The sequence below is a fragment of the Kitasatospora sp. NPDC002551 genome (assembly GCF_040296005.1).
Classification (GTDB): Bacteria; Actinomycetota; Actinomycetes; order Streptomycetales; family Streptomycetaceae; genus Kitasatospora.
In genome coordinates, this window is the sequence record NZ_JBEOWI010000037.1 from 82,827 (window position 1) to 95,859 (window position 13,033).

The following is a 13,033-nucleotide window of genomic DNA, read 5'->3' on the forward strand; positions in this document are numbered from 1 at the left end:
CCGGCGACTGATCGTCCGCGCAGGTCGGCGGGCATGCCGACGGGCGGGCGCCCCCAGCCCCGGGGTGCCCGCCCGTCGGGTCGGAGGGTGCTCGCCGCTACTTCGTTCCGCGCTTGGCGAGGAAGGCCTCGACCTCGGCACGGACCTCCGGGGTGTCCAGGCCCCGGACGGTCATCGTGGTGCGCCGGCGCAGCACGTCGTCCGCGGTGTACGCCCACTCGTGGTCGGCCGCGTAGGCGACCTGCGCCCAGACGTCCGGGCCGTCCTCGTGGATCGGCCGGCCGAGCTCCGGGTTCTCGTCGATCATCCGGGCGATGTCGAAGGACAGCGTGCCGTAGTGGCCGGCCAGGTGCTTGGCGACCAGCGGCTCCATCCGCGAGCCCGGCTCGCGGTCGATCAGCAGGCGGTGCGCGACGGCGTTCGGCGCGCCGACGCCCGGCAGCGGCACGGTCGGGGCGATCGGGGAGATGTCCTCGCCGAGCGAGGTGCCGGGCACGTGGGCCAGCTTCTCCAGCACGGTGCGGCCGATGTGGCGGTAGGTGGTCCACTTGCCGCCGGCGACCGACAGCATGCCGCCCTTGCCCTCGGTGACGACCGTCTCGCGCTTGGCGGCGGCGGTGTCGCCCGGGCCGCCGGGCAGCACCCGAAGGCCGGCGAAGGTGTAGGTGATCAGGTCGCGGTCGAGGTGCTCGTCGCGGATCGCGTGCGCGGCCTCGCCGAGGATCTGGTCGACGTCCGCCTCGGTGGCCCGGACGTCCTTCGGGTCGCCGGTGTACTCCTCGTCGGTGGTGCCGAGCAGGACGTGGTCCTCCCACGGGATGGCGAAGGAGACGCGGTACTTGTCGATCGGGATGGTCAGCGCGGCGCGCCACGGGGAGCGGCGCTTGACCACCACGTGGGCGCCCTTGGACAGCCGGATCGACGGCGCGGCGCCGGCGTCCTCCATCCGGCGCAGGTGGTCCACCCACGGGCCGGTGGCGTTCAGCACCAGGCGGGCGTCCACGCCGAACTCGGTGCCGTCCATGCGGTCCTTCAGCTCGGCGCCGGTGACCCGGCCGCCGGTGAAGCGCAGGCCGGTGACCTCGGCGTGGTTGAGCACGACCGCGCCGGCCTCGACGGCGGCGCGCACGGTCATCACCGCGACCCGGGAGTCGTTCATCTGGTGGTCGCCGTAGACGGCCACCGAGCGCAGGCCCTCGGTGCGCAGCGCGGGCACCTGCTGAGCGGCGTGCGCGGCGGTGGAGACCCGGCCCATGCCGTCGCGGAAGGCGGAGAGCGCCGAGTACAGGAACACGCCGGCGCCGAGCTTGGGCGCGCTGTGCGGGCCGCCCTTGTAGACCGGCACGAAGAAGGTCAGCGGGTTGACCAGGTGCGGGGCGACGTCGGTGGAGAGCGCGCGGCGCTCCTTGTGGTTCTCGGCGACCAGCTTCACCGCGCCGGTCTGCAGGTAGCGCAGGCCGCCGTGGACGAGCTTCGAGGAGGCGCTGGAGGTGGCGCCGGCGAAGTCGCCGGCGTCGACCATGGCGACCTTCAGACCGGCCTGGGACGCGGTCCAGGCGACGGCGGTGCCGAGGATTCCGCCTCCGATCACCAGCAGGTCGTAGGTGGCCTTGCCGAGCAGCTCGCGGGTCTCGGCGCGGGAGGCGGTGCGGCCGGCGGTCAGCTCGGCGCCCAGGGTCGGAATGGTTGCCATGGTGTGTGTACGGCGCGCGGGTCGGGCGGCGCCGTTACTCCTCTCGGTGTGCGTACGGCCCCTGCGGAGAGGCCGGGTCGGCCCGGTGCGGCGGGCCGGTGAAACGGGAGCGGGCCGGCCGGGGCGCGTGCCCCGACCGGCGTCGCGGTCAGTCGGTCTCTTCCTCCTCCACCCAGCCCATGGTGCGCTCGACGGCCTTCAGCCACTTCTTGTACTCGCGCTCCCGGGTGGCCTCGTCCATCCGCGGGGTCCACTCGGCGGCGCGGTGCCAGTTGGCCCGCAGGGTGTCGAGGTCGCTCCAGAAGCCGACCGCCAGACCGGCCGCGTAGGCGGCGCCCAGGGCGGTGGTCTCGGCCACGTACGGGCGCTCGACCGGGGCGTCCAGGACGTCGGCGATGTTCTGCATGAGCAGGTTGTTGCTGGTCATGCCGCCGTCGACCTTGAGGGCGGTGAGCTCGACCCCGGAGTCCTTCTGCATGGCGTCGACGACCTCGCGGGTCTGCCAGGCGGTGGCCTCCAGGACGGCCCGGGCCAGGTGGCCCTTGGTGACGTACCGGGTGAGGCCGGCGATCACGCCGCGGGCGTCGGAGCGCCAGTACGGGGCGAACAGGCCGGAGAACGCCGGGACGAAGTAGGCGCCGCCGTTGTCCTCGACCGTGTTGGCCAGGGTCTCGATCTCGGCGGCGGTGGAGATGATGCCGAGCTGGTCGCGCAGCCACTGGACGAGCGAGCCGGTGACGGCGATCGAGCCCTCCAGGGCGTAGACCGGCTTCTGGTCGCCGATCCGGTAGCCGACCGTGGTCAGCAGGCCGTGGTAGGAGTTGACGACCTTCTCGCCGGTGTTGAGCAGCAGGAAGGTGCCGGTGCCGTAGGTGGACTTGGCCTCGCCCTCGTCGAAGCAGGTCTGGCCGAACAGCGCGGCCTGCTGGTCGCCGAGCGCGGCGGCGACCGGCACGCCCGCCAGGTCGCCGACGGCCTCGCCGTACACCTCGGCGGAGGAGCGGATCTCCGGCAGGACGGCCATCGGCACGTCCATCGACTCGGCGATCTTCTCGTCCCACCGCAGGGTGTGCAGGTTCATCAGCATGGTGCGGCTGGCGTTGGTGACGTCCGTGACGTGCTTGCCGCCGTCGACACCGCCGGTGAGGTTCCAGATGACCCAGGTGTCCATGGTGCCGAAGAGGATGTCGCCGGCCTCGGCGCGCTCGCGCAGGCCCTCGACGTTGTCCAGCAGCCAGCGGATCTTCGGGCCGGCGAAGTAGCTGGCCAGCGGCAGGCCGGTCTCGCGGCGGAAGCGGTCCTGGCCGACGTTGCGGCCCAGCTCGCGGCAGAGCGCCTCGGTGCGGGTGTCCTGCCACACCAGCGCGTTGTGCACCGGCTCGCCGGTGTGCCTGTCCCACAGGACGGTGGTCTCGCGCTGGTTGGTGATGCCGACGGCGCGGATGTCGTCCTTGGTCAGGCCGGCCTTCTCCAGCGCACCGCGGACGACCGACTGCACCCGGGTCCAGATCTCGGCGGCGTCGTGCTCGACGTAGCCGGGCTGGGGGAAGATCTGCCGGTGCTCCTGCTGGTCGACGGCGACGATGCGGCCGTCGGCGCCGAAGATGATGCAGCGGCTGGAGGTGGTGCCCTGGTCGATCGCGGCGATGTAGTTGCCAGTGGAGGTCATGAGGGTCCTCGGCTAGAGAAGGTGTGCGGGGGAGGGTGGGCCTGACTCTCAGGTCAGTCCCCGGGTCCGGGCGGGGTGGAAACCCGTTCGGTCAGAACGCGGCGTGGTACAGGCCGCCGGCCAGCAGACCGCCGATGACCGGGCCGGCCACCGGGATCCAGGCGTAGGACCAGTCCGAGCCGCCCTTGTTCGGGATCGGCAGCAGCGAGTGGACGATGCGCGGACCGAGGTCGCGGACCGGGTTGATGGCGTACCCGGTCGGGCCGCCGAGGGACAGACCGATGCCGACGACGGTGAAGGCGACGATCAGGATGCCGGTGCCGGACAGGCCGAGGCCCTTGGTCAGGCCCTGGGTCAGGATGGCCAGGGCGAGCACGAAGGTGCCGATGATCTCGGTGAGCAGGTTCTGGACCGGGTTCCGGATCTCGGGGCCGGTCGAGAAGATGCCGAGGGTGGGCTCCTGGTTGGCCTGGAACTGGCCGAGGTAGGTGAGCCAGACCAGGACGGCGCCGATCATCGCGCCGATCAGCTGGGAGACCAGGTAGAGCGGGACCTTGCTCCAGTCGCCGCTGTCGACGGCGATGGCCAGGGTGACGGCCGGGTTCAGGTGGGCGCCGGACTTCGGGGCCGACATGTAGGCGGCGATCATCACCGCGAAGCCCCAGCCGAAGGTGATCGCCAGCCAGCCGGCGTTCAGGGCCTTCGACTTCTTGAGCGTCACGGCGGCACAGACGCCGCCGCCGAGGAGTATCAGGGCGGCGGTGCCGAGGGTTTCGCCGACGAAGATGTCGCCGTTGGAGAACGCGGACACAAAGACTCCCTTGTCCATATGGCCCGGGGGTGCGGGTGGGGGCAGGGGCCGGGCGACCGCTGGGCGGGTGAGCGCCTTGTGGGATCGATTCGCACGGCCATCGTTCGACAATGTCGACCGTCATGCGGAAGCTTCCTCCCCGGGTCGCCCTCTCGTCAAGGCCGGGTTACGCAGCTGTGACCCTTGTCGTCCCGCGCTACCCGGCGTCACCGGATGGATCATCGGAATTTTGGACAAAACGGTAAGGCGCGGACGGGCATTTCGCCCGTCCGCGCCTCAGCGTGAACGTTCCGTCGGGTGCCGGCGGGCCCTGCGGCCGCCGCTCAGAACCGCCCGGCGCCCAGGTCCCGGGAGATCGCGCGCGCCGCGCTGCGCACCGACGCGACCAGCGAGGGCTTCACGAAGCCGTCCTCGCAGACCCGCTCGACCGCGCCGCTGATGCAGACCGCGCCGACCGGGTTGCGCCGCCGGTCCTGGATCAGTGCGCCGATCGAGGCCACGCCCTCCCAGGTCTCCTCGATCGAGTCCGCCCAGCCCCGCTCGCGGGTCAGCGCCGCCTCGGCGTCCACGTCCGCCGGATCGGTCAGCGTACGCGCGGTGTACGACTCGAACGGGCCCTCGCCCAGCTCGCCGCGGGCCACCGGGTCGTAGGCCACCAGCACCTTGCCCAGCGCGGTCGAGTGCAGCGGCTGCATCGAGCCGACCTCCAGCACCTGCCGGGTGTCGTCCGGCCGGAACACGTGGTGCACGATCAGCACCCCGCGCTGGTGCAGCACCCCCAGGTACACGGTCTCCCCGGCCGCCCTGGCCAGGTCGTCGGCCCACACCAGGGCCCGCGCGCGCAGCTCGTGCACGTCCAGGTAGCTCTGCCCGAGCCGCAGCAGCTCGGCGCCCAGCTGGTACTTGCCGCTCTCCGGGTCCTGCTCCACGAACCCCTCCTGCTGGAGGGTGCGCAGGATGCCGTGCGCGGTGCCCTTGGCCAGGCCCAGCGCCGTCGCGACGTCCGACAGGCCCAGGCGGCGCTCGCCGCCGGCCAGCAGGCGCATGATCGCGGCGGCCCGGGAGAGCGACTGGATCGGGCCGGGCATGGGTACCTCCGCGCTGAGAGGCGGTCGACATTGTCGACCGCAGTGTTGACGGCACGAGTCTGCCAGGCCGTCCCCGTTCCGTGCACCTTCCCCCTCGGTAACCCCGCCCCGGCCCGCCGTCGAGGGCTCGCCGTCACACCCCCGCCCGCCCGGCGGCCGCCACCTGCGCGGCCACCGCCCGGATCCCGGCCGGCCCGACCCGGCAGCAGCCGCCCACCAGCCGCGCCCCCGCCGCCAGCCACCCGGCCACCCTGCGCGCCTCGAAGGTCGGCTCGCCGCACCACGCCCCGGCCGCCGCGTCCCAGCCCTCGCCGCTGTTCGGATACACCACCACCGGCTTGCCGGACACCCGCGCCGCCAGTCCCACCGCCAGGTCCGCGTCCTCGGGCGCGCAGCAGTTCACCCCCACCGCCACCACCTCGTCCGCCTCCGCCGCCAGCGCGAACGCCTCCGCGAGCGGCTGCCCCGCCCGGGTCAGCCCGCCCGCCGCGCCGAACGACAGCCAGGCCGGCACCCCCAGCCCGCGCACCGCCCGCAGCAGCACCCGCGCCTCCGCCACGTCCGGCACCGTCTCCAGCGCCAGCACATCCGGGCCCGCCGCCGCCAGCACCTCCAGCCGCGGCCGGTGGAACGCCTCCAGCTCCGCCGCCGTCAGCCCGTAGCGGCCCCGGTACTCCGACCCGTCCGCCAGCACCGCCCCGTACGGCCCGACCGACGCCGCCACCCACCGGCGCGGCCCCGGCAGCCCGCGCGCCGCCTCCCGCGCCAGCGCCACGCTGCGCGCCAGCAGCCGCGCCGCCCCGTCCCGGCCGATCCCGCGCCGCGCGAAGCCGGCGAAACTCGCCTGGTAGCTCGCGGTGATCGCGACCCGCGCACCCGCCGCGAAGTACGCCCGGTGCGCCGCCACCACCGCCTCCGGCGCGTCCGCCAGCAGCCGCGCCGACCACAGCGCGTCCGCCAGGTCGTGCCCGCCCGCCGCCAGCTGGTCGGACAGCCCGCCGTCCAGCACCAGCGGCCCGGCCGCCAGCGCGGCGGCGAAGTCCGGCACGCCGGGTGCGCCCATCGCGGCCTCCTCGGGGAACGTCCTGGTCACAGCCTAGGAGCAGCGCGGGGGAGCGGCGGGCGGTCCGGGGGGAAATTGATTTGCCGCAGAGTCAAGAGACGGCTACGTTCTGCTCAGTCCGAGAAGGACGCCCCCGACGGCCCGGTGGAGAGGAGCGCGCGCACCGTGGACAGCACCGAGCAGGAATGGCTCGCCGCCTACGACCCGCGCGCCTACACCCCGGTCGCCGTCACCGTCGACGTCGTCGCCCTCACCCTGCGCCACGGCCGCCCGCACGTCCTGCTCGTCGACCGCGCCCTCCCGCCCTACCGGGGCCGCTGGGCACTGCCCGGCGGCTTCCTGCGGGCCGGCGAGGAGAGCCTCGACGAGGCCGCCGCCCGTGAGTTCGCCGAGGAGACCGGGCTGCACGGCACCGCCGGGGCCGAGGCCGCCCTCAGCCGCATCCACCTCGAACAGCTCGGCAGCTACGGCGCACCCGACCGCGACCCGCGGATGCACGTGGTCTCCGTCGCCTACCTCGCCTTCGCCCCGGACCTGCCCGACCCGCAGGCCGGCAGCGACGCGGCCCACGCCGCCTGGCACCCCGTCACCGCCCTCGACCTCCGGCCCACCGGCCGGACCGAGACCGCCGGTGCGCCCGCCGACACCCACGGGGGTGGCGTCGACGGGCGCACCGGCTCCACCGAGCCCACGGACGCCGCAGCCGACGGGACGTCCGGGACGGCCGAGACGCCCGGGACGCCGATCGAGCTCGCCTTCGACCACGCCCGGATCCTCGCCGACGGCCTGGAGCGCGCCCGCGCCAAGATCGAGTACAGCCCGCTGGCCACCGCCTTCCTCCCCCACGACTTCACCATCCCCGAGCTGCGCGCCGTCTACGAGGCCGTCTGGGACGAGAAGCTCCACCCCGGCAACTTCCACCGCAAGGTGCTCTCCGTCCCCGGCTTCGTCGAGAGCACCGGCACCACCACCGACCGTGGCGGCGCGCGCGGCGGCCCCCGCGCCCGCACCTACCACGCCGGCGACGCGCGCCTCCTCCACCCCGCCCTGCTCCGCCCCACCCGCAGCGATCCGCCGCCGACCCCCTGACGTCCGCCGACCCCCTGACCCGGCCCCGCCCGCCCGGACTACCATCCGGCCATGACGACTCACGAGACCGGCACGGTGCGCCACAGGGCCAACTCCCACTGCCACTTCTGCGGTGCCCCCTACCCGCCCGGCACCTCCGCCTGGCCCCGGACCTGCCCGCACTGCACCGAGATCAGCTACCGCAACCCGCTGCCCGTCGTCGTCACGCTCCTCCCCGTCACCGAGGCGTCCGGCACCGCCCCCACCCTCGTGGTCATCCGCCGCACCATCGAACCCGGCTACGGCGAACTCGCCCTCCCCGGCGGATACATCGACTACGGCGAGAGCTGGCAGCAGGCCTGCGTGCGCGAACTGCGCGAGGAGACCGGGATCCTCGCCGACGCCGCCGACATCACCCTGGTCGCCACCGACTCCGACGCCCGCGGCGGCTTCCTCTGCCTCTTCGGCCTGCTCCCCGCCCGTCCGCTCGCCGCCCTCCCGCCCTCCGTCCCCACCGACGAGACCGACGGCTGGCAGCTCGCCACCCCCGAGACCCCGCTCGCCTTCCCCTTCCACACCCGCGTCTCCCGCTCCTGGTTCAACGGCGAGTTCTCCCGCCTCTGACCAGGCAACCCGGGCACCGCCCCACCGGCCGGGCAGACCCTGGCGCACCGGCCTATCACGTGGCAGGGTCTGCACCGACAGCCCCCAACCGGACGTGGGCCCTGCCACAAGCACCCCCGTCCGCCCTCATCACCGGCCGGGAGACCACCACCGTGAGCACCCCATCCCAGGACCAACCGCTCTGGCGCCCCGACCCCGCGCGTGCCGCCGGCACCGGGATCGTGGCCTTCCAGGCCTGGGCCGCCGAGCACCACGGCGCCCCGGCCGCCCCGCTCGCCCCGACCACCGACGACGACCAGGCCGCCGCCCGCTACGCCGCCCTGCACGCCTGGTCGGTCGAGGACCTCGACCGCTTCTGGACCGCCGTCACCCAGTGGTTCGACGTCCGCTTCACCGAGGCCCCCGACGCCGTCCTCGCCGACCCCGCGATGCCCGGCGCCCGCTGGTTCCCCGGCGCCCGCCTCAACTACGCCGAGCACGCCCTGCGCGCCGGCGAGCGGGACGGCTTCGCCGACCGCCCGGCGATCCTCCACCTCGACGAGACCACCGACGAGCCCGCCGTCCTCACCTGGGCCGAACTGCGCCGCCAGGTCGGCTCCCTCGCCGCCGCCCTCCGGGCCCACGGCGTGCGCCCCGGCGACCGGGTCAGCGCCTACCTGCCCAACGTCCCGCAGGCCGCCGTCGCCCTCCTCGCCACCGCCGCCGTCGGCGCCGTCTGGACCAGCTGCGCCCCCGACTTCGGCGCCCGCAGCGTCCTCGACCGCCTCCAGCAGATCGAGCCCGTCGTCCTCTTCGCCGTCGACGGCTACCACTACGGCGGCAAGGACCACGACCGCACGGAGGTCGTCGCCGAGATCCGCCGCGAACTCCCCTCGCTGCGCACCGTCGTGCACGTCCCCCTGCTCGGCGCCCCCGCCCCCGAGGGCGCGCTGACCTGGGACGACCTGACCGCCGCCGACACCGAGCCGGTCTTCGAGCCGGTCCCCTTCGACCACCCGCTCTGGGTCCTCTACTCCTCCGGCACCACCGGCCTGCCCAAGGCCATCGTGCAGAGCCAGGGCGGCATCCTCGTCGAGCACCTCAAGCAGGCCGGCCTCCACCTCGACCTCGGCCCCGACGACCGCTTCCTCTGGTACACCTCCACCGGCTGGATGATGTGGAACTTCCTCCTCGCCGGCCTCCTCGTCGGATCCACGGTCGTCACCTACGACGGCAGCCCCGGCCACCCCGACACCGGCGCCCTGTGGTCCGTCGCCGCCCGCACCCGCGCCACCGTCCTCGGCACCTCCGCGGCCTACGTGATCGCCAGTCGCAAGGCCGAGCTGCACCCCGGCCGCGACCTCGACCTCTCCGCCGTGCGCTGCATCGGCACCACCGGCTCCCCGCTGCCGCCCGACGGCTTCCGCTGGATCTACGACGAGGTGAAGGAGGACGTCTGGCTCGCCTCCGTCAGCGGCGGCACCGACGTCTGCTCCTGCTTCGTCGGCGGCGTCCCCACCCTCCCCGTCCACCTCGGCGAGATCCAGGCCCCCTGCCTCGGCGCCGCCGTCGAGTCCTGGGACGTCCAGGGCCGGCCGCTCACCGACGAGGTCGGCGAACTCGTCGTCACCAAGCCCATCCCGTCCATGCCCACCGGCTTCTGGAACGACCCCGAGGGCACCCGCTACCACGACAGCTACTTCGACACCTACCCCGGTGTCTGGCGCCACGGCGACTGGATCACCGTCACCTCCCGCGGCACCGTCGTCATCCACGGCCGCTCGGACTCCACCCTCAACCGCCAGGGCGTGCGGATGGGCTCCTCCGACATCTACGAGGTCGTCGAACGCCTCCCCGAGATCGCCGAGTCCCTGGTCATCGGCCTGGAGGAGCCCGACGGCGGCTACTGGATGCCGCTCTTCGTCGTCCTCGCCCCCGGCGCCGAGCTCGACAAGGACCTCATCGGCCGCATCCGCACCTCGCTGCGCACCGAGCTCTCCCCGCGCCACGTCCCCGACGAGGTCATCGCCGTCCGCGGCCTGCCGCACACCCTGACCGGCAAGCGCATCGAGGTCCCGGTCAAGCGCCTGCTCTCCGGCACCCCGCTCGACCAGGCCGTCAACCCCGGCTCCGTCGACAACCTCGACCACCTGCGCTGGTTCGAGCAGCTCCGCCGCGACCGCGCCGCCCGGTAGCCCACCGGTAGCCGACCGCACCCGGCCCGGACACACCGGAGGGGCCCTTCCACAGCCACAGTGGAAGGGCCCCTCCGGGCGTTCCGGTACCGCCCTGTACAGCTCTACGGATGCGGCGGCTACTCGCCCGACAGCACCTGCTGCGCGGCGGCCCGCGCCTCGTCGGCGCTGTCCGCCGACCGCGCCGCCTCGGCGGCCCGACGGCACTGCGCCAGGGTGTACTTGGCCAGCGCGGTCCGCACGTAGGGGATCGACGCCGCGCCCATCGACAGGCTGGTGACACCGAGACCGGTCAGCACCACGGCGAGCAGCGGGTCCGAGGCGGCCTCGCCACAGACGCCGCAGCTCTTGCCCTCGGCCTGCGCGGCCTCGGCCGCGGCGGCGATCAGGTCCAGCAGCGCCGGCTGCCACGGGTCCTGAAGCCGGGCCAGCGCACCGACCTGCCGGTCGGCGGCGAAGGCGTACTGCGCGAGGTCGTTGGTGCCCAGCGACAGGAACTCGACCTCCTGGAGGATCGAGCGCGCCCGCAGCGCGGCCGACGGGATCTCCACCATCGCACCGAACTTGGCGTTCAGCCCGGCTTCGCGACACGCCTCGGCGAACTCCTTGGCGTCCTTGCGGTCGGCCACCATCGGGGCCATCACCTCAAGGTGCACCGGCAGGCCCTCGGCGGCCTTCGCCAGCGCCCGCAGCTGGGTGCGCAGCACCTCCGGGTGCTCCAGCAGGGTGCGCAGCCCGCGCACGCCCAGCGCCGGGTTGGGCTCGTCGGCCGGGGTCAGGAAGTCCAGCGGCTTGTCCGCGCCCGCGTCGAGCACCCGGACGACGACCCGGTTCTCCGGGAACGCCTCCAGGACCTTGCGGTACGCCTCGACCTGCTTCTCCTCGCTGGGCGCCTTGGCCGAGTCGTCCAGGAACAGGAACTCGGTGCGGAAGAGCCCGACGCCCTCGGCGCCCGCCTCCAGCGCGGCCGGCAGGTCGCCCGGGCCGCCGACGTTGGCCAGCAGCGGCACCTTGTGCCCGTCCGAGGTCGCACCCGGGCCGGAGGAGGCGGCGAGCGCCGCCTTGCGCTCGGCGGCGATCCGGCGCAGCTCCTCCTTCTTCTCCTCGCCCGGCTCGACCAGCACGTCACCGGAGCTGCCGTCCACCGCGACGACGGTGCCCTCGGCGACCTCGGTCGCCCCCGGCAGCGCGACCACGGCCGGCACGCCCATGGCCCGCGCCAGGATGGCGCTGTGGCTGGTCGGCCCGCCCTCCTCGGTCACGAAGCCGAGCACCAGCGTGGGGTCCAGCAGCGCGGTGTCGGCCGGCGCGAGGTCCCGGGCGAACAGCACGTACGGCTCGTCGCTGTCCGGCACACCCGGCATCGGGACACCCAGCAGCCGCGCGACGATGCGGTTCCGCACGTCGTCCAGGTCGGCCACCCGGCCCGCGAGGTACTCCCCGGCGGAGGCGAGCAGCGCCCGGTAGGCGGCGAAGGCGTCGTAGACGCCGCGCTCGGCACTGCTGCCGACCGCGATCCGGCGGGCGACGTCGGCCATCAGCTCGGGGTCCTGCGCCATCAGCGCCTGGGCCTCCAGCACGGCCTGGGCCTCGCCGCCGGCCAGGTTGCCGCGGGCGGTCAGGTCCGCGGCAACCGCCTCGACGGCAGCCTGGGCGCGGGCCTGCTCACGCGGAGCGTCCTCGGTGGGGATCTGGGCGGCCGGGGGCTCCAGCACCGCCGTCCCCATGTGCCGTACCTGGCCGATCGCGACCCCGTGGCTGACACCCACGCCGCGCAGCGTCTTCTCCATATCTGTCTCCGTGAGAGAGGCGGCCCCGCCGGGTACCGCTGTGTGCCGGGCCGCCCCGACCGGAGCGGCGGGGCGGGTGTGTCGGGAAGGAAGGGGGAGAGGTCAGCTCCAGTCGAACAGGGCGTCGCCGACGGCGACCTCCCCGCTCTCCAGGACCCCGCCCAGCGCGTCGGCGGAGGCCTCCAGCGCGACGATCGGCGAGATGGGCGACTTGCCGGCGGCCTCGACGGCGGCCGGGTCCCACTTGATGACGGCCTGGCCGCGGGTAACGGTGTCGCCCTTGCTGACGAGCAGTTCGAAGCCCTCACCGTTCAGCTGGACGGTGTCGATGCCCAGGTGGGTCAGAACGCCGTGTCCGTCCGCGTCGACGACGACGAACGCGTGCGGGTGCATGGACACGACCACGCCGTCCACCGGAGCGACCGCCTCGGTCTGCTCGCGCACGGGGTCGATCGCGGTGCCGGGGCCGACCATCGCACCCGAGAAGACGGGGTCCGGCACGCCGGCGAGCCCGACGACCTTGCCGGTCAGCGGCGACGTCACAGTGGTCATGGTTGAGCCTCCCAAGTGCGCAGTACAGGCGAGCGGCCGCGAACGCGGCAGGGCGATCGACTGAAGCCTAAATCATGTCAACTTCGGACATCTGCTGACATTCCCGGGCAGTCGGCCCATACCGCCTGCCCTCACCGGCCGGCCATCTCGCCGACCGCTAGTGGTCTAGTCCTCTTGGCCGATGCGCCGCACTCTACAGGCATCTTGGCGAATCGGGACCATTGCTGTATATGCTCGCGAGAGCAACAAATCACACGTCCGGGCGGGTGGCCCCCGGCGTGGCTCGATTCGCGCTCCGGCCGGGGACCCGCTATGGTTGGTCGAGTCGCCGCGAGTCGGCGGTTAACACCAGATTTCGGAAGCGAAAAGCACCGGTTAAGCACCGGGAAACGGATCTGGTAAGCTCGAAACACGAAAGAACGAAGCGCCCGGAGGGCCGGTGTGAAAGCCGCCTGATGGAAGCGTCCGTTCCTTGAGAACTCAACAGCGTGCCAAAAGTCA

At 73.5% G+C, this 13,033-nt stretch carries 10 protein-coding genes; 3 read left to right on the forward strand and 7 right to left on the reverse strand.

What is annotated here, in order from left to right:
- Positions 1-97: 97 nt before the first annotated feature.
- From ABT093_RS27440 to mmuM, 5 genes are all read right to left on the reverse strand, one after another.
- Positions 98-1,693 (reverse strand): glycerol-3-phosphate dehydrogenase/oxidase, encoded by a 1,596-nt coding sequence (locus ABT093_RS27440; RefSeq protein WP_350569005.1) that lies wholly within the window; start codon positions 1,691-1,693, stop codon positions 98-100.
- A gap of 148 nt (positions 1,694-1,841) precedes the next feature.
- Positions 1,842-3,362, reverse strand: a complete 1,521-nt coding sequence (gene glpK, locus ABT093_RS27445; protein ID WP_350569007.1) for a glycerol kinase GlpK — start codon at positions 3,360-3,362, stop codon at positions 1,842-1,844.
- A gap of 91 nt (positions 3,363-3,453) precedes the next feature.
- On the reverse strand, positions 3,454-4,173 hold the full coding sequence (locus tag ABT093_RS27450; RefSeq protein ID WP_350569008.1) for an MIP/aquaporin family protein: 720 nt from the start codon (positions 4,171-4,173) through the stop codon (positions 3,454-3,456).
- Positions 4,174-4,496: 323 nt separating this feature from the next.
- Complete coding sequence (locus ABT093_RS27455) at positions 4,497-5,261, reverse strand: IclR family transcriptional regulator (RefSeq protein ID WP_350569010.1); 765 nt, start codon at positions 5,259-5,261, stop codon at positions 4,497-4,499.
- 133 nt (positions 5,262-5,394) lie between these two features.
- Entirely contained in the window at positions 5,395-6,324 is a 930-nt protein-coding gene (gene mmuM / locus ABT093_RS27460; RefSeq protein ID WP_350569030.1) for a homocysteine S-methyltransferase, read from the reverse strand.
- 165 nt (positions 6,325-6,489) lie between these two features.
- Between mmuM and ABT093_RS27465 the strand changes: the two genes are divergently transcribed.
- The 3 genes from ABT093_RS27465 to ABT093_RS27475 all read left to right on the forward strand — a co-directional run bounded on the left by ABT093_RS27465 (position 6,490) and on the right by ABT093_RS27475 (position 10,190).
- Positions 6,490-7,413, forward strand: a complete 924-nt coding sequence (locus tag ABT093_RS27465; RefSeq protein ID WP_350569012.1) for an NUDIX hydrolase — start codon at positions 6,490-6,492, stop codon at positions 7,411-7,413.
- 51 nt (positions 7,414-7,464) lie between these two features.
- Positions 7,465-8,016 (forward strand): NUDIX domain-containing protein, encoded by a 552-nt coding sequence (locus ABT093_RS27470; RefSeq protein ID WP_350569014.1) that lies wholly within the window; start codon positions 7,465-7,467, stop codon positions 8,014-8,016.
- 152 nt (positions 8,017-8,168) lie between these two features.
- The gene (locus ABT093_RS27475) at positions 8,169-10,190 is read left to right on the forward strand and encodes an acetoacetate--CoA ligase (RefSeq protein ID WP_350569016.1); all 2,022 of its coding nucleotides are present in this window, start codon (positions 8,169-8,171) and stop codon (positions 10,188-10,190) included.
- A 119-nt stretch (positions 10,191-10,309) separates the two neighbouring features.
- On the opposite strand, the gene ptsP is transcribed toward ABT093_RS27475, so the two are convergent.
- Both ptsP and ABT093_RS27485 read right to left on the reverse strand, forming a co-directional pair.
- A complete protein-coding gene (gene ptsP, locus ABT093_RS27480; protein WP_350569018.1) occupies positions 10,310-11,980 on the reverse strand; it encodes a phosphoenolpyruvate--protein phosphotransferase in 1,671 nt (556 codons plus the stop codon).
- A 102-nt stretch (positions 11,981-12,082) separates the two neighbouring features.
- Positions 12,083-12,532, reverse strand: a complete 450-nt coding sequence (locus ABT093_RS27485; protein WP_350569019.1) for a PTS sugar transporter subunit IIA — start codon at positions 12,530-12,532, stop codon at positions 12,083-12,085.
- Positions 12,533-13,033: the final 501 nt, after the last annotated feature.

Bases quoted from the DNA above. Each gene is read 5' to 3' on its own strand.
- ABT093_RS27440 (WP_350569005.1), bottom strand. From the start codon at position 1,693: ATGGCAACCATTCCGACCCTGGGCGCCGAGCTGACCGCCGGCCGCACC.
- glpK (WP_350569007.1), bottom strand. From the start codon at position 3,362: ATGACCTCCACTGGCAACTACATCGCCGCGATCGACCAGGGCACCACC.
- ABT093_RS27455 (WP_350569010.1), bottom strand. From the start codon at position 5,261: ATGCCCGGCCCGATCCAGTCGCTCTCCCGGGCCGCCGCGATCATGCGC.
- mmuM (WP_350569030.1), bottom strand. From the start codon at position 6,324: ATGGGCGCACCCGGCGTGCCGGACTTCGCCGCCGCGCTGGCGGCCGGG.
- ABT093_RS27470 (WP_350569014.1), top strand. From the start codon at position 7,465: ATGACGACTCACGAGACCGGCACGGTGCGCCACAGGGCCAACTCCCAC.
- ptsP (WP_350569018.1), bottom strand. From the start codon at position 11,980: ATGGAGAAGACGCTGCGCGGCGTGGGTGTCAGCCACGGGGTCGCGATC.
- ABT093_RS27485 (WP_350569019.1), bottom strand. From the start codon at position 12,532: ATGACCACTGTGACGTCGCCGCTGACCGGCAAGGTCGTCGGGCTCGCC.